The organism is Saprospira grandis, assembly GCF_027594745.1.
Taxonomy (GTDB): Bacteria; Bacteroidota; Bacteroidia; order Chitinophagales; family Saprospiraceae; genus Saprospira; species Saprospira grandis.
Window position 1 is genome coordinate 3,579,289 of sequence record NZ_CP110854.1, and the last position, 17,633, is coordinate 3,596,921.

Sequence of the window (17,633 nt, forward strand, 5' to 3'; positions counted from 1 at the left end):
TCTTAAAAAATTCGTTTTTTTAGAAATCAGACTATCTAAGGTCTATAAAGCAAAACTACCTACAGATAAATGCCTTAAGATGAAAGCAAGCTGTTCATAATAAGGGATTTTGCCCGTTAAACTGTCATACACTATGAAGCAAACATTACTATTCTTTTTTGCCTTATTTATAATGGGGCCTGTTCTCTATGCCCAAGGAACAGTGACGATGAATAACATCAGTCATCCTGGGGCCATATTTGAGGTTTGTCCCGGAGATGCGGTGGTTTTTAATTATACCAACTTAATCTATTGGCCAGACTACTTTTATGTAGAGCATACCGATGGGACCAATTCGGCAGTGATTATTAGAGAGGGCGATTTGTATCAGGGCAATTTTTCTGCAACAGATAGTGAGGCAGAAGAAGATATTGACGATTTGACGGGAGATTTGGGAGGACCCACTGGCCAAACAAGAAGAGATGGGAGTGGAGATGTGAATGCCCTCTTTGTTTCTGGGGCCACTCAAAGTGCGGCTATTCCAAAAAATGGGAGCATCCCCTTTACGATTCCCTCTGACATGAAATCTTGTAAGATTGTCTTTTATGAGCATGATGAGAATGGATTTGGCGGAGGTGATATTGCTGCTCCTATTGATAGTTTTTTCCTCATTGTGGTTCGGCCCGAGCTAGACATTGTGGGTTTGGCCAACACTATTTGTTCTAGAGACACTATTCCAATTCAGTTGAGTCCAAGTCCGAGCAGTGGTTTTCCTACGGGCACCTCACTAACGGTACAGGATGGAGGCGGAGGCCCGGTAACGGGGGCCTATTTGCAAAGCCCTTCGGCGCAACCTGCTTATATTGGGGCTAGCCATGACCTTATTCCAGATGGCTTGAATGCTGGTACGACGCCACTCACGCAAAACTTGGCCAGCCGGGATATACGTCTGCGCTATGTGTATACGCCCTATATGGCCACTACAGCGGCCACTTGTAATGCTATTACCTATACGACTAGCACAAGAATTTACAACAATAGTATTGACTCTGTTCGTTTGGCTCCATTGACTAACAACTCGGATACCGTACCGATTAGCATTAGCTCCAGTGATCCTACCTATTTTGCGAGCTTGATTAACTCTAATCCTCCTATTCCGGTCAGTTATTCTGGTGTTTATGTATTAAACGATCGTTTTTTGGGGGCTACTGCAGATTCTGGTCGTTATGAAATTGGTATTTTGTACAATAATAATGGTTGTACGGCCCTGCTATCGGATACCGCAGAGATTCTAGATGTTCCTCCTCGTGTATTGCCAGAGACGCATTGTCGTTTGGATCCGCCCTTAGTTTTTGGTCGAGATACAACGACCTTTCCTTGGGATCCTAGCTGGGTTGGTCCCAACGCTAGCGCCTCAAATACACGAACCACACAGAGTCGAGAGTATGTGATGACCGTGTCGGCCAACCCTTCCTCTGCTTTAACGACCCTAAACGGAACAGCAGGGCAGGAGGAGTACTCCTTGTCTCCTGCTCCGGGGATAGATAGTGTAACGGTGACCATTTCTTATTATCGAGAAACAAGATCTCAGACTTACAACTCTTCTACGAATACCGTTTCTAGTACTTCTCCAGATCAGCAATTGGTTGTGCGCTATGAAGAGGTAGTTTATGTAGTGGACCCGCCCGAAGTGGCTATAGATTCTACAATTGCAGAGAATTACTGTAATTATGAAACCTTTGTCAATTTAGGTGGCTCTAGCCCCGCTAATGGAGTACATTATATTACCGCCAGAAACGGAAATGCAGCCAATACTTCCACTACGCTAGGGTCTATTTTTAACCCTAATGCAATTTATACGGCTAGTAATGAGACCACTGATGTTAACTACTACCTCATTTATGAGGCGGGACAAGGAAACTGTGCGGCTAGAGATACCGCTAATGTCCGCATCCTTGGAGATGTAGCCCTAGCCATTTCTGGCCGAAACTCTAGCTCTTTGGGTAACCAAAACAACCGCTATTGCACCAATGGTGGCGTAGATCTGCTTTCGGGGATACCTTCTCCCGCCTCCTATAATTCGCTAGATTCTTTGATTGCTTCTCAGGCCAACTTTAGCGGACCTGGTATTGTAGGTAATGGACCACTTTTTAATCCTGCTGCATCAGGAACAGGACCAAAAACAATTACCTTCACTTATATTAGCCAGTATGGTTGTGTTTCTTCTTTAGATTCTACCTTTACGGTGAATTTGGCGCCTATTGCCGGACTAGAAACCGATGAAGCCGATACCACCTATTGTGCCGATGATACAATCGGTATTTTAACGGGAACTCCCTCCGGTGGGGCTTATTCTGGACCAACGATTTCTGGACCAACAGATGATCAGTTTAATCCCTCGGTGGTCTATAGTCCCATTTTGCCGAATACCCCTGGTTATGTCAATTATGCCTATGTTTATCAAGATCCTACTACCCTTTGTAAGGATACGGTAGAAATTGAAGTGACGATTAACCCGCTACCTAGCTCCAACTTCAGTATGGCGAGCTATCATTTCTGCCAAGCCGATGAACCGCAAGAGCTCTTTGGCTTGCCCACCGGTGGGCGCTATTTCTTTGGGGATACTTCTGCCACGGCAGGAATTATTCATGGGGCCCTTATCAATGGACAATATTGGCCCAATCCGAACTACTCGGATAGTACACGCTATCCCGCTTTGGTCCGAGATACCATTATCTATGAAACGGAAGCGCTTACTTGTACTGCCCGAGATACTCAAATTGTCAATATTCATCCGCATCCAGAGTATAGCTTTTTTGCCACTCATGACACTCAAGGTCTGCCCGCAGATGCTACAGCAGATGCTTGCTTTGGCCGAGATACGCTCTTTTTCTATCCCAATTTGCTCACTGGAAATGTCTTGAATTATAGCGGTCCCGGTGTGCTCTTTGAAAAAGAGTTTATGATTTCTAATATTGCAGGAGTGGGTACGCACCAGATTCAGGCGGTTTTCCAAGATACTAGCAATGTCTTTGTTTCTTGTCTGGATACCGCTTGGGCTAGCTTTAATGTGCATAGTTTGCCTAATGTAAAACTGAGCGCAGATAATAGCTGCTCTAGCGATTCCGTCCTCTTTGAGATCGATAATGATAGTATGAATTTGGTCGGAACAATTCCTGGAACCACCACCCTTTACGATTCTATCACTACCGCGGTTTGGAATATGGGCGATGGCAACAGCTTTGCCGCTAGCTATGATAATAATAATCAGTTTCCAACTTTTAATTATCAGTATAGTAGTCCTGGCATTTTTGAGGCCTCGCTCTTTGTCGAAAATAATAACTATTGCAGCGATTCGGATACTATTCGGGTCTTAGTTTTGCCCAATGAACAGCCCAATGCGCTAGTTCCTTATAGTGAAGACTTTGATGCTAGCGCCAATGGTTGGGTTGAAGAGGCCGAAGGCCAAGCCCAATCGAGTAACCTCTGGGAGTGGGGTATGCCCGCCGATCTAGATATTGCTCAGGATCATGGCCAAGTTTGGATCACCCGAACAGATAGTACCTATGGCCCAGATGAAAGTGGTTGGGTGTATAGCCCTTGTATCGACCTAACCGCCCTCGAACGTCCCATGCTCAAACTGGATTTCTTTAATGAAACCGATGAAGGTAATGACGGAACGGTGATCGAATATTTTAATCCCCAAACAGAGAAATGGTTGCCCTTAGGAAATGTCAACCGAGGCATCAATTGGTATAATCAGGCGGTAGTAGCTGGCCGTCCTGGGGTACAAGATTTAGCCCCTAAAGGCTGGTCTGGCATAAGTAATGGCTGGCAAGATGCCCGCTATACCCTAGATGCTTTCCGCAACTTTGAGAATTTCCGCTTTAGAGTGGCCTTTGGCGCTATCGGGGCCTCACAAACGCCTCTTCGTGGCTTTGCCTTCGATAATGTTTGGATCGGGAACCGAGAACGCAATGTACTGCTCGAGCATTTCTCTAATGCTGGGGTGGTCAATATGGACCCAATCAACCAATATGTTTATAATCTGGTCTATCGTACGCCTGCCGTTCGAGATGTGATTTTACTACAAATCAATAATGAAGACCCCGCTTTTGACCCCATGAACAGCCTGAACCGAGACGATCCCTCGGCCAGAACCTCTATTTATGGTATTGATGGCGTAAGCGCTAAGGCGGTAGTCGATGGTCGCCGCTATAGCAACAATCCACCCAATTCTGCCGATTTGAGACAGGAGGATTTTGAAACGGACATGCTAGAAGATGCTCGTTTTGATATTCGTCTCGAGCCGATTGCCTTTATTGGGAATAATAATCTGCAAATCAATGCGACCCTAATCGCTAAGGATACCCTGGCCGCTGCAGATTATGATTTGCAGCTAGTGGTGACCGAAGATTCAGCCGTATATTTTTCTAATGGGGTAAATTTCCATACGCACTCTTTGCTCCGCAAGATGTTGCCCGATGCCGCAGGAACCCGCTTTAGCCAATCTTGGCTGCCTGGCGATAGCGTTCAGCTTTCGGAGGTTTGGACCTACAACCCCAATAATATCGATACGGCTCATCTGGAGGCCATTGCCTTTGTGCAGGAGGATGCCCCCACTAGCCGAACGATTTATCAGGCGGTGAGGACCCGAGATATTACCGAATATGTGAATGCCTTGAGCACTACTGAACTAGCCGAGGCGCAGGCCGAAGCTCATCAGATCAATACGGCTTTGCTTTCGCCAAATCCTGCGGTAAATTATACGCAGTTGTTGTTTGCGCAGCCGCTCAGCCAAGATTTTCAGTGGTCCTTAATCGACTTGCAGGGAAGAGTATTGGCCCAAGGCCAGCTAGAGGCAGGCAGCCAAAGCGCTCGCTTCGATCTGCATGATTTACCCGCAGCTCCTTATTTCTTGCAAATTGGCAATGCCAATTTTAAAACCACCAAGAAGTTTACGGTAATTCGGCCCTAAAGCTGGACCAAAATGAAAACAGGCCCCAAGGCATTGCCTTGGGGCCTGTTTTTTTATCTACAGCAGCCTTTATTTGGCCTTCATCATCTCGACCAAATCTTTCTTAGAGAGTAAGTTATGTAGTCCTTCCTCTCGACCAACCAAAGCTAAATGACTAAATAGTTTTCGCTTTTGGGGTACTTTTACTTTTTCTAGAAACTCTTGATAAACATTTTGGTAGAGCTTCGTTTTTTCCCAATATTTTGCCCGAGGATGCTGGCCCAAAAACAACCAACTCAAGCTAATGAGCTCGCTAAGTTGCTGGCTTGGATTGGCCGCATAAAGAGCTTGGCTGCTATCTTTTAGCAATTGAGCGGCCCGCAATGGAACAATCAGCTCAAACTGCTCGGAAGTGGGGGCAGCGGTTTGCAGGGGCGAAAAATCGAGGCCAAAATCGGGCTGTTGTTTTGCCTGAGCGGCTTTTTGGGCAATTTCGCAATAGTTGGTCCAATTGGGTCCCATAAGCTGCTGCTCCAAAATTTGCAAAGCGGCTTTTTTATAGCTACTTCTGGGCTCTCTAACGAGGCCATAACTGGCGGCCATAACAGCCAGTTCCACCTCATTTTCTTGCTGGGCCAATTGGGCCAATTGAATAAAATCTCCTCCTGTGGCCTGAGGCAGCGCACAGATTTTTTCTAGGTACTTTTGCTGAGCTTTTTGGTCCTTTTCCAAACTGGCCAAATAAAAATAATTGCGCAAAAAAGCGATCTGCTCGCCTTGCAAACGAACGGCCTTGTCGGTTAGGCGCTTGAGCTTTTTTGTCTCTTTTTGGTCAATGTACAAACTTGATAGCGACTGAAATGCAGAGGGCAGCAAACGCCCCCCCTTTTTGATGAGCGGCTTAAAGGCTTTTTCGGCCTTTTCATATTCTTTGAGGCGCAAATGACAATGTGCAATTTCTAGCTGAAAGAGATCGCGGTTTTCGGCTTCCGCCTGTTTTTTCCCTTCCTGAAATTCATTGAGGGCGGCCCGATAATCGGCTTTAAAGAAGTAATCTTTGCCCAGTTTGTAGTCCTTTTCGGCTTGTGGACTAAGTTGGACCTGTGCGCTTAATCCGCAGCTTAGGGCCAAAAAAAGAGATAGAAAAATTGTTCTCATACTAGATTGTTTTTTCTTTAGATGCCGCTCTTTTGGTGTTTTGGCGTATTCAAAGTTTTCTTTTTGATTTGGGGCTGCCCCGCCCTGTGGGCGGGTCGGGCTGTACCGCAGCTCGCAGGTCTGCTCGGCCCTGCGCTTTTTCGCTACGCTCAAAAGCTGGGTCTGGCCTTTGGCCACTGCTATCCATCCCTCAGCCGACGGCCCGATGGGCCTTTTTTGCGGGCCGAAAATGCTGGACCATCTAGCTTTATCTGCAAAAAGCCCAGCCTCCCCAAGGGATTCCTTAGGGAATCCCGCAGAGGGGTGGGTGGGCGGGGACCTATTAACGGATGAGGAGCGAAGCGACGAATGCCGCTTTAAGGGAGGGCCAGGAGAGGGGACAATACCGCCAAAACTGAAAAAAAAAGATGACTGGCCCAGCGCTGCGCAGCCGTGGCCGCAGGCCAGACCAAGGAGCAAAGCGACGCAGGGCCGAGCAGACCTGCGAGCGGCGCAGCATAGCGGCGGCCAGCTAGGCAAAGCCTAGCTGGCCGCGGGCCCCAAAAAAAAGAATAAACTACTGATGAAGATGCTGCCCGTTTTGGTCTAGGGCTTGGCCACAATAAGGACAAAATTTAAATTTTTGACCAAACTGATCACTACAATCATTGGCCGTTTGGGCCAAAACAGGAGCGGATTCAGGAGTGGGCGCAGTTTGGCGAGGCTCTTCGCCATCCTTTGGCTGCTCTAGGCTCATATTGGGATCGCGCTCTAGGCGCTCAATAAAGGCCGAAGAAAGAATACCCGCCGGCAGGGCCACAATACCAATGCCCAAAATAGCGATAATGCCCGAAAGCAACTTGCCTGCAGAAGTAATGGGAAAAACATCGCCATAGCCCACGGTGGTTAGGGTAGCAATAGCCCACCAGAAGGTGGCAATAATATTGGGAAAAGCCCTGGGTTGGACATTTCCTTCCACATACCACATCAGGGTAGAAGAGACCAAGAGCATCACGAAAGTAACAAAGAGCGTAATGCCCAGCTCGTTGCGCTTGTCGATAAAAACATCGCCCACAATAACAATAGATCGAGTGAGGGAGCTGAGTTTGAGCACCCGCAGCAAACGAGAAATTTTGAGCGCCCGAAGAAAGCGGAAATCGACATGGGCCAACTGGAAAAGAAAAGGCGAAATGGCCAAAAAATCAATGAGGCCCCCACTAGATTTAAAAAAGCGCCAGGCCGCAGCGCGAAAAGATTTCTCTTCGGGATATTTAAAATCTGCAGTAAACAAACGAAGAAAAAACTCGGCCGTAAAAATGACCAAAGTCGTATTCTCAAAAAGCGAAAAATAGTGACTAATGATTGTGTTTTGCTGGCTTCTCTCGATCCAGTCTATGATATTTCCCTCATAGCGGTAGTTAATAAAAGACTCCGCAATAATGGCCAAAATACTCAGGATAATGAGAATAGTAATGCTGGTCTCAAAGATCCTAGCGGGCAAACTCGACTCCTCTTGTTCGAGGTCAATAACATCGAAAATATGCCGCCGCAGGCTTTTTTTATTAGTAGATACGCTCATAGTTGGTGTTGATTTGGACAAAAATACAAACTTATCATTGTCTTAAAGCAATAAAGCGCACATAAGCCTTTGCTGCACTAGAAAGAGTAGCCAAAATCTAGCCCCAAAGTGGGAATATACAGCCTGTTGGGCATCCAGTTATTGCCTCCAGCATCCCGCATATAGAGGCCCGAAATATAGACCCTAAAGAAAAAGCCCTCAAAACGTTGAAGTCGATAGCCCAGCATAGGAGCCGTTATGTATATATTGTAGTAGCCATTTCCCGTATTGCGTTCGTTAATTGGAACGGCAAGGCCCGCCCCTAGCTCAAAAAACTGCGTTTTGGCCTTATTGAGGTGAAAATTAAAGCTCAGGTGCCCGTTGATATTGGTTTGCTCCACCAAACTCCCAATGCCTAGGCGGCCCGAAAAATGATAATTTCGCTCTCGACCAATAATGCGATCGTAGGAAATGCCGAGCAAAACGGAGGTGCCGCCCAAAGAGATGGAGACCGCATTGTTGGCTAGCTTTTTAGTCGGCACAAAAAAATCCTTGCGATAATCAAACTCAATTTTTGTCAAATCAGACTGAGCAATGCTGTCGAGCTGCTTGGGAGGCTCTGTATGCCTGAAATAGACAAAGTTGCTGTCTGTCCTTAAAACTCGAGCCCCCAATATTTTACCGTCTTTTTTGTAAATTAAGTCTTGGGCTTGGCTGCTTACAGCCAGAAACAAACAGGCGAAGAAGAGGAAATAGCGCATCTTTTAAAATTAGCTGGTGAATGGGATTACCTTCCTTGAACGATAACTAGCATAGTTTGGTGGGAAAATAGGCCGAAAACTATGGATTTTGCCTCTTTTCCCCCAAATTTTTTTCACGGGCTTTTTTGTATCTTGCCCCTAGCTAAAATTTTTGACTATGAACTGGAAAATGCTCTTTATCGATAATCAGTTTGGCAAAGGGAAAATCCCTAGCCCTATTGCTCAAGTTATAGGTATTTTTGGCGTTGCGCTACTCATGATGCTGGCCGGAGGCTTTTCTGGCAGCGCCAATTGGAGCTGGATGGTGGCGGGCGCTATGCTGATGTTTTATGCCCTAATTAACAGCGTACTCAGCATCTTTGCGGCTCAGCGCATGCGCTATTATCAGTTCTCTATTTATGGAACGATGTTCCTGTTTATTGCGCTTGGCGGCCTGGCCCAACTGATTTCTGGCCAAAGCATCTTTGAAGGAGCAGCTGATAACCGCAGCATCTTTATTGTGCTGCTCTTGGCCTATTTTTCGCTGATGGGCTTAGCTTTTATGCTTCGTTCGCTGGCCGATTTTATGAAGGCCAAGGATGAGGAAATTCACAAGAACTAATTTGATTTATGCGCTATTTATCGCTCGCTTTTCTCTTTTTCTTGAGCTTGCAAAATTTGCAGGCCCAAGATGATTATGTCATTTCTGAATTGCAATATACAGACTATATTTATCGCGATTTTGTGGCCTCCTGCCGTTTTTATCCCGATGATTCCGAGGTCGATTATCCCGTCGTCCAACTCGCTAGCCCCAATAAACTCATTTTAGAGTTTGATGACCTAGATGCCGATAATAAGGATTATAACTACAAAATTATCCATTGCAACCGAAACTGGGAACCCTCCGAGGATATCGATGCCCTAGACTATATTGATGGCTTTCAGGAAAATCGATTCTATGAAAGCCTGAGCTCTTTTGGTACCCGCACGGAGTACCTGCATTATCAGCTAGAACTCCCCAACGATGATGTCAAATGGACCAAATCTGGCAATTATTTGCTGCTGGTTTACCTCAATGATGATGAAGAAGATCTGGTCCTCAGTCGCCGCTTTCTGGTCTATGAACCTCAAATGAATGTGGAGGTGACCACCCGCCGCTCGGCCATTCCGCCCTATGGCCAAACCCATCAAGAACTGAGCTGCCAACTCCAACATGCAGGCATGAATGTGAGCAACCCCAACCAAGATATCAAACTGACGGTGGTCCAAAACTGGAACTGGCCCAAAGCCCTTAAAAATCTAGCCCCCACTTTTGTAGAAGAAGAAGTGATCCATTTCGACCGCCAAGGCCAAATCGTTTTCCCCGGCCAAAGAGAGTTTCGCCCACTCGATATCCGCAGCTTCCGCCACCGTGGTCCACAGGTCCAAAATCTGGCCCGCACCAATGAGGGCTTCGAGCTGCTGCTCTTTCCCGAAAAAGAACGAAAATATAGCCCTTATCTCTTTACCAACGACCTCAACGGCAAGTTTATCATCGCTTCCTACGATGCCCCCAACCCCGAAGAAAGAGGCGAGTATGGCCAGCTGTTTTTCCAATTCAAAAGCCCCGAATATCCCGATGCCCGCATTTTTGTCTATGGCGGCTTCTCCGATTTTCAAGCCTACCCCCAATACGAACTAAATTACAATGCCGAAAAAGGCCAATACGAAGGCATCCTCCTCTTCAAAAATGGCTTTTATGATTATGGCTACGGCCTGCTCCGAGATGGAGAAAAACAATTGGACCAAGAAGAATTGGAGGGCAATCGCTTTGAAACCGAAAATGATTACTTATTTTTAGTCTATTATCGCCCCTTCGGTGGCCGCTACGACCAATTGGTGGCCTTCCAAAAAGCTAGTTCTACTCATAGATAGTATTTTTTTGGGGCCTCCCGCCTTCGGCGGGCGCTACGTTTCGCAGCTCGCTCTTCGCTCGGCCCTTCAGCGCTGCGCGCTTCGGTCTGGCCTGACGGCCACTGCTGCACATCGCTAGGCCGTTTGGCCTGCGGCCAGGGCGGCTTCGCCGCCCAATTTTCCTCCCCATTTTGCCAAAATCCCTTTCCTCTTGAGAACAATTTACCAACCCAATAAAACAGCAGCCTGGCCCTATCTACTGGCTATTTTTGTTATCTGTAGTTGGTGGATTGCCCTAGGCCATTTTTATGGCCCCAAAAAAACAGCAGAAGGAGTTGTTCCTGCCATAGCTGATACTACTTTGGTTCAAGATAGTACGCCTGCCGTAGTTCCAAAACAGTATTTTTCGCCTCCCGCCAATCCCGATTCTAGTTGGGCGCTGGCCTTTAACCGCTATCTCCAAAAAACAGCGGAAGAAAAAGAATTGGCCTATTTACAGCAGCTCCAAGATAGCGCAGATCAAGCTTGGCTAACCGCTCAAGAAACCGCAGCAGCCCAAGAAGCCCAAGAAGCCCAAGAAGCCCAAGAAGCCGAACGCATGCGCCTATTGGCAGAGGAAGAAGAACGGCAGGCTAAGGCCATGGAAGAGCTTGCCCGCCAAGCCATGGAAGAAGCCGTACCACTCGAAGAAGAAATACTGGCCGAAGAAGAATTTGATTATAGCGACTATAATAATTATATCCCTCGCTACTGGCAGTTTTTGCTACCTAGCTGGATATTTATTTTCTTATATTTTTGGCGCAGCCGCCGCAATCGCCGCCAAAAACAAAAGATGGCCGCTCAGTTCCCCTTGGGCCAAAGGCGCCCTTCGGGCGCCCTCAGCCGCGATTTCCAATCTAAAAGTATAGACCCCAGTTGGCGCCGCCAATTGGCCCAAGAACGCAACCGCCCCCTCTTGTCGGAAAGCAAAGAACAGGACGTACAATGGGCCGAAGGCTTTAAGGGCAGCTATACCACCACCTTCCTTAGACGGGCCATCATTCATTTGTTGCGCTGGCGGCAACCAGAGCTCGCTCGCCCCGCCGATTTTCGCTATTGGTTAGATGTCTATGATTGGATGTCTCCGCTAGCCGCCGCCCTGCAATGCAGCCTAGCCCTTTGGTTCCTAGATCAAGAACTTTGGCGCTATTTACTCCTGCCTTTTGTCCTGCTCTCTATTTATTATAATGCCGCCGCCCGCCGAAAATCATGGGCCAAAACTACTTATCTGATTGCTGGACCAACTCTAGCACTTATTTTACACTTTTTGCTCCTTAGCAATGGAAGCGAAAGCTTTATGCTCTTTAGTAAGGAGGCCTTCACCTTTGATATTTCAGCTTGGCGCTGGCCAGTGCTGCTGGGGCTGTTTTTGGTCTTCTGGAGCTGGCTAAAGGGAGCCAAACATCTGTTTCAGAAAACCGTCTGGTTCAATGATGAGAGTTTTGCCAAGACCATCCCCCTCTTTATTGCTAGCCTATTTTTTACCCTCTTTTGGCCTGGGGTTCTAGGCGAAGCCCTACCCGCAGGAAGCTTAATCGCCTTGCTCTTGGCCTTTGTCCTCTGGATCGCTAGCCCGATGAAAGATGACCGCAAAGCCAAACAATGGTTGCTCTCTGGCGGTACCCTTTTTGGCGGCTTAGTCGGACTTTCTACTTTGCTATTTGTCAATTACAATATTTTTGGTTTAGGGTTTATTAGCTATAGCCTTGTCGGTTTTCTCCTCTTAGGAAGCTGGGCCTTTTTCTTCTTTCCCAGAATGGAGGATATTCCCGAAGAAGAAAAGCCTATTCCTTGGTGGGAGGACCCCCAAGCTACAATACGAGAAGAGCTGCTCATTAAGGATATGGACCTAGGGCTACAAACAGAGCAGTGGAGCAGTTTTAACCGATTTCAGCGGCTAAAAACTATTCGTTTAGTCAATACAGAGCTCAAGCATTTGCCTATCCGAATTGCTAACTTGGCCCAATTGGAAGAAATGGACCTACGCCATAACCAATTGCGTACAATTCCCTCTATCTTCTTTAAACGCCTACCCAATTTGAAGAAAATCAATTTGGCTGGTAATCCCGTTCCCACTAAAAAACAGAGGGCGCTAAGCCAAAAATACCCTCATATTGAGTTTATTTTTGAGTAGGGGCAAAGATTGTAGTTGCAATCGGCCTAGCGATGTGCAGCAGTGGCCCGCAGGGCCAGACCGAGCCAGCTTGCTGGCGAAGGGCCGAGCGAACAGCGAGCTGCGGAACGTAGCGCCTGCCGCAGGCAGGAGGCCCCAAAAAATATCAAACCAAAGCCAACTGATCTTGAAAAAACTGCACTTCTTCTAAAAAATATTTGAGTGGGGGGGCAAGGTTGTCTTTTGCCCATTGAAGAAATATCTTACGTTTGAAATTAGCGGCTTTGAGTGGAATAATCTTGTAGTTTTTTGGCTTTTTCTCTAAAACGGGAATTAAGGAAATGCCGAGGCCTGCGCTAACTAAAGCCCTCGCCATTTCGTCTCCTTTAGCTTTAAATACAGTGTTGATTTTGATTTGGTGGCTTTGGAAGAAGTCTAGAATTTCGTCTCTCTTACTACAATTGCTTCGCTCAATAAAATTGGATTGATCTAAGAGGCGAACATCCACCTGAGGGAGTTGGGCGAAAGGGTGGTTGAGTGGAACGGCCAGCCCCAGAGGGTCTTCTCTAATGAGTTCTTGCTGAACATGATCTAGAGAAAGAGCCGTTTTGCTGAAGAGGGCATGAATTTCATTCTTTTTTAGCGTTTCTAGCAGCTCCAGTGCGCAGCTTTTTTCCACCAATTGGACCTCATAGCTTGGGTAACGTTTGTGAAATTGCTTGATGAGGGGGAGAATAGCCGTAAAGTCAAGGTCTGGGCTAAGGCCTAATTTTAGAACTTGCCGACTTGTTTTTTCTTTAAATGTTTGCATCTCCTCCCAGTGGGCCAACAGTTTTTTGGCTTTGGGCAAGAGTTCTTGCCCCTCTGTAGTAAGGAATACATTTCTTTTATCTCTGAAGAAAAGAAGACAGTTGAGCTGCTCTTCCAATTTTTTGATGCCCGAGGAGAAGGTAGACTGCACAACATGTGCTCGTTTTGCGGCTAGGGTAAAGCTCTTGCTCTCGGCTAATAGGACAAAGTATTTGACAAACTGCAGGTTCATGATCTATTTTATCGATAACTGTTATTACAATATTCTATTTTGACGATCTAAAGGTATTGCTTTACTTTGCAACAGGCAATATTCTCTTGCCTAAATTTTATTATTTGGCCTGTGAAGGGTTTAAAAACTAGAAGCAATGAAAAGTTTTCAAGAAAAAATGGCTGCACTCCAAAAAAAATTAGAGGGGAGAATGCCTGCAGATTATATCCAAATTATGCATAAGGCCACTGCAGATTTGCGGGCTTCTGGGATTCAGGAGAGGGTATTAAAAGTTGGGGATAAATTTCCCGCTTTCACCTTAAAGAATCAAGATGGATCGCCTATTCAAAGTGTAGAGATTTTCAAAAAAGGCCCTGTATTATTTACTTTTTATAGAGGCATTTGGTGCCCTTACTGCAATATGGATTTAGGGTATTTGAAGCAAAATAAAGAAAAGCTAGCCGAATTGGGCGTGCAACTCTTTGCTATATCGCCAGAGCTTCCAGCCTTTTTGCAAAAAACTAAACAGCAGCAAAAGCTAGATTTTGATTTGCTGCATGACTTTAAAAGTGAGTTGGGGCAGGAGTTGGGACTTCGATTCTCTCTACCCACAGAATTAAAGGCATTATATGCCGATAAATTTAAGATTGATTTGGATAAACATCAGGGGCATTCTGATTGGACACTTCCTATGCCTGCTCGTTTTTTTGTGGACCAAGATGGGGTTATTCAATATGTGGAAACTAATCCTGATTATACGACTCGCCCAGCTCTAGATGCTGTATATGCATTAGACTTTTTTAAAAATTAAATGATAAGACCAATGAAAAATGTACTCATTATCAATGCTCATCAGCCTTATCCTTTTTCTGAAGGGCGATTAAATGCTAGTTTTTGCGAAATGGCTGCCTCTTTTTTCAGTGAAAAAGGATACCAGCTAAAGTTTAGTAAAACAGCAGAGCAGTATGAAGTAGAGGAAGAAATAGAAAAGCATCTTTGGGCAGATATTGTTTTTTTACAATCCCCTATAAATTGGATGGGAATGCCTTGGAGCTTCAAAAAGTATATGGACGATGTCTATACTGCCGGAATGATGGGTAAGTTGTGTAATAATGATGGACGAACGGCAGCTGAGCCTAAGAAAAACTATGGAACGGGAGGAAACCTATCAGAAAGCAAGTACATGATTTCTGTTAGCTTTAATGCGCCCAAAGAGGCTTTTGATAATCAAGAGGAATACCTTTTTCAGGGCAAATCTGTTGATGATTTACTGCTCCCTCAGCATGCTAATTTCCGCTTTTTTGGCATGAAAGGCCTACCTACTTTTGCCAGTTTTGATGTAATGAAGAATCCTACGATTGAAGACGACTTTAAGCGCTTTCAAAAGCATTTAGAAAGTTATATTTAATAATTGGGTAGCTACTACTAATAGATATTAAAGCCAGTAACTTTTAAGTTACTGGCTTTTTTTATAAAAAGCCCCAACAGTAAACTGTTGAGGCTCAAATCAAAAGCGCTAGGCTTTATAGTTATCCACAGTAATTAATCTAACTTTTGAAGCAAGATGGCTTTTTCTTGGCCCAAACGGAGATAATAGGTTCCTCTTGGCCAATGAGCGCCAATTTCTAGCTGTTGTTGACCCGCAGTCATCTTTTGTTCTGCCATTAATTGGCCCAAACTATTGTAGACCATAATCATTTGGTCCTGGGCCAGGGGCTGCTCTAAACGAAGCATAAAAGAATGCTGACTAGGATTGGGATGTACCTGAATTTTGTTCTGACTCAGCTCTTGAGGCGCCTCAAGGCCAGTAGGAGAGGCATCGACCACCGAAAAGAGATCAATAGCGCCCTCGGCAATATGGCCGCCATTACGGTCAAAAGCCAAAACCTCTATCCACATATTATTGACAGGAGGAAGGTAATCGGCAATGCGGAAGCTCTGCAGGCCTGTCCAGCCGTTGGTGTTGGTATAAACAGCCAAAACGGCAGAGTTGAGTCCGTTGTGTAGCGTGACGACCATGGAATCGTTAGCTGCTCCGCTTCCGCCGCCATTGTAGAACCAGGCGTAGAAGTTAATATAGGCATCGCCATAATCTAAAACATCAAAATTGGGAGAGCGCAGAATAACGTCGCCGCCATCAATATCATCGCCGCCAACGGCCCCATTATTTTGGTCTCCAGTAATATAGCAAAGCTCTCCAAGGTCAAAATTGAGGTCGCCATCAGGTGTGGCGGGGCTACCATTGTAGCTAAGGCCCTCAGAGTTGGCGCGGGCCCAAAGTCCTGTAGTTGCGGTAGCGCTACTGGTCCAGCCCAAATCTAGGGCAAACTCATCGCGGTAACCTGAAACCAATTCTGCGGTCAATTGGCCCGTATTGGCATTGATGTTTTGGCTGAGGAGCTTGGTATGATGTCCCCATTTGCCCACATAAATGCTGTAGTTATCTTGGAACATGCTAGGAATATTGAAATTCCCGCTGTTGTCTGTATTGACTGTATGGCTGTAATCTGGCGATTTTAGCTCTACAATGGCGTTGGCAATGGGACTGCCACTAAGCGAGTCAATAACTTGGCCCGAAAAGCTAAAGGCCTGCATGGGAACCAACTCTACATTTTCCTGACTGACTTGGCCATGGGCCAAATTGACCGAAATGGTCTTGGGAAAATAGCCCGCCTTGCTAAAGGTCACGCTATAGCTCCCCGCTACGCCATAACCCGTTTTGTACTCTCCCGTGATGCGAGAGTCATCAAAAACAGCGGTGTTATTGATTTCTACATGAGCGCCAAAAATAGGGTTACCCGAAACGCTATCCCTAACCAAACCCTCTAACCAGCAGGCTCTTTGGTAGTTGGCGTCAAAAACATAAAGGCCCGTATTGATGTCGGCAGCCAAGATTTTACCCGAGCTAAAGAAGGGGTAAGCTCCCTAGCAGCCAAAAAAGCCGCTATTTTGGCCCGTATAAGTATCGTATTTGGCCACTTCCACCAGGTTGTCGGGACGCTGGGCGTCAACTACAATCAAGCCGTCGGTATAATAAGAGATAATCAAAAACTCATCTTTGACATGCACATTATGCGGAATCACGCCCTCGCCAATGGTTTCATAAGGCTGCCAGCGGTCTAGTTCTACAATATTACTCATATCAGAAACATCATAGCTGCCAATATAGGCATTGGCCCGTTCATCGGTGGTGAAAAGGGTGTTGCCATCATCCGAAATCCAGGCATTATGCGTGAAGTTATCGGGGGTGGCCTGACTACCCAAGGCAATGGGGTTGGCTTTGTTGCTTACATCATAGCCCGTAAATTCTCCAGTGTAAATGTCTGAGGTCCAAAGGGTATCGCCTCTGGCATAGACATCATGTGCATAGATAGGAGGCACAAAACCCGCTAAAGTAGGCTGGGCGGGATTGGCATTGAGGTCCAAAAAGAAAGGCTCTCCATTAGAGATATTACTGCCCGCAATATAGGCGTAGCCCCCCTCATCAATATAGATGTTGTGCGCCCGAAGAAGGGTATCGGTATTATTGTTAATGGTTAATTCGGGCTTCCAGAAGTTGTAGCTAATGTTGTTGGGCAGGCCCGAAAGGTCAATGATCAACAAACCGTCATTGCCTTGGTCGGTGGTCACATAGGCATAGTTGCCCCAGGTTTTAATATCGCGCCAGATAGAGTTAGAGCCGCTAATCGTCTGCACTTCTACCGGAGCGGCGGGATTGGCCAAACTCACAATAGAGGTTTTCTCTCGGGTGCCCATCAAGGCATATTCTACCCCTGTTGTGGGATGCACCCAGCCCCAAATATCATTGCCATCCTCGGCATAATCAAAATTGGAGAGTAGGTTGAGCCCATAGTTGGTCTGGGCTTGCAAGCCAAACACTAAGGCCAAAAAGGCCAGCGTCAATTTGTACTGCATAAAAAATTGCTTTTCGTTTGATGATGATACTCACTTCAGCCAGAAGCTCAATGCGCTCCGCTTTTAGCAAGTTTGTTTGCTTGTTGTGCTAGTAATCTACTAAATGCCGCCCTATTATAGCCTATTTTTAACCCCCTTTTTGATTTTGATAAGGCTAAGGGGAAGGAGAAGCATCTTGTTTTGGGGCCTCCGCTGCGGCTTCGCCTTGCGGCGCTACGTTCGGCAGCTCGCTGTTCGCTCGGCCCTGCGGCCTGACGGCCTTGGTCTGCGGCTTTGCCGCA

The 17,633-nt window shown here is 46.2% G+C and carries 12 protein-coding genes; 6 read left to right on the plus strand and 6 right to left on the minus strand.

Annotated features, from left to right (window positions below; genetic code table 11):
• Nucleotides 1–133: 133 nt before the first annotated feature.
• Nucleotides 134–4,957, plus strand: a complete 4,824-nt coding sequence (locus OP864_RS14115) for a T9SS type A sorting domain-containing protein (RefSeq protein WP_270098797.1) — start codon at nt 134–136, stop codon at nt 4,955–4,957.
• Between the two features lie 69 nt (nt 4,958–5,026).
• Here OP864_RS14115 and OP864_RS14120 read toward each other — a convergent pair whose 3' ends face one another.
• The 3 genes from OP864_RS14120 to OP864_RS14130 form a co-directional block, all read right to left on the minus strand.
• Entirely contained in the window at nt 5,027–6,094 is a 1,068-nt protein-coding gene (locus OP864_RS14120; RefSeq protein WP_270098798.1) for a tetratricopeptide repeat protein, read from the minus strand.
• 556 nt (nt 6,095–6,650) lie between these two features.
• Nucleotides 6,651–7,652, minus strand: a complete 1,002-nt coding sequence (locus OP864_RS14125) for an ion transporter (protein WP_270098799.1) — start codon at nt 7,650–7,652, stop codon at nt 6,651–6,653.
• A gap of 77 nt (nt 7,653–7,729) precedes the next feature.
• On the minus strand, nt 7,730–8,392 hold the full coding sequence (locus OP864_RS14130) for a hypothetical protein (RefSeq protein ID WP_270098800.1): 663 nt from the start codon (nt 8,390–8,392) through the stop codon (nt 7,730–7,732).
• A 157-nt stretch (nt 8,393–8,549) separates the two neighbouring features.
• Between OP864_RS14130 and OP864_RS14135 the strand changes: the two genes are divergently transcribed.
• The 3 genes from OP864_RS14135 (at nt 8,550) to OP864_RS14145 (ending at nt 12,437) form a co-directional block, all read left to right on the plus strand.
• A complete protein-coding gene (locus OP864_RS14135) occupies nt 8,550–8,993 on the plus strand; it encodes a hypothetical protein (protein ID WP_270098801.1) in 444 nt (147 codons plus the stop codon).
• 8 nt (nt 8,994–9,001) lie between these two features.
• On the plus strand, nt 9,002–10,285 hold the full coding sequence (locus OP864_RS14140) for a type IX secretion system plug protein (protein ID WP_270098802.1): 1,284 nt from the start codon (nt 9,002–9,004) through the stop codon (nt 10,283–10,285).
• A gap of 190 nt (nt 10,286–10,475) precedes the next feature.
• On the plus strand, nt 10,476–12,437 hold the full coding sequence (locus OP864_RS14145; protein WP_270098803.1) for a leucine-rich repeat domain-containing protein: 1,962 nt from the start codon (nt 10,476–10,478) through the stop codon (nt 12,435–12,437).
• A 145-nt stretch (nt 12,438–12,582) separates the two neighbouring features.
• Here the strand turns inward: OP864_RS14145 and OP864_RS14150 are convergent, their stop codons facing one another.
• A complete protein-coding gene (locus OP864_RS14150) occupies nt 12,583–13,458 on the minus strand; it encodes a LysR family transcriptional regulator (protein ID WP_270098804.1) in 876 nt (291 codons plus the stop codon).
• 136 nt (nt 13,459–13,594) lie between these two features.
• Between OP864_RS14150 and OP864_RS14155 the strand changes: the two genes are divergently transcribed.
• The gene (locus tag OP864_RS14155) at nt 13,595–14,248 is read left to right on the plus strand and encodes a peroxiredoxin-like family protein (protein WP_270098805.1); all 654 of its coding nucleotides are present in this window, start codon (nt 13,595–13,597) and stop codon (nt 14,246–14,248) included.
• 12 nt (nt 14,249–14,260) lie between these two features.
• Nucleotides 14,261–14,845, plus strand: a complete 585-nt coding sequence (locus tag OP864_RS14160) for an NAD(P)H-dependent oxidoreductase (RefSeq protein WP_270098806.1) — start codon at nt 14,261–14,263, stop codon at nt 14,843–14,845.
• Nucleotides 14,846–14,979: 134 nt separating this feature from the next.
• Here OP864_RS14160 and OP864_RS14165 read toward each other — a convergent pair whose 3' ends face one another.
• Together OP864_RS14165 and OP864_RS14170 are read right to left on the minus strand one after the other, a co-directional pair.
• The gene (locus tag OP864_RS14165; RefSeq protein ID WP_270098807.1) at nt 14,980–16,329 is read right to left on the minus strand and encodes a carboxypeptidase regulatory-like domain-containing protein; all 1,350 of its coding nucleotides are present in this window, start codon (nt 16,327–16,329) and stop codon (nt 14,980–14,982) included.
• 33 nt (nt 16,330–16,362) lie between these two features.
• Nucleotides 16,363–17,352, minus strand: coding sequence for an LVIVD repeat-containing protein (locus OP864_RS14170; protein ID WP_270098808.1), 990 nt, complete (start codon nt 17,350–17,352; stop codon nt 16,363–16,365).
• Between the last annotated feature and the right edge of the window lie 281 nt (nt 17,353–17,633).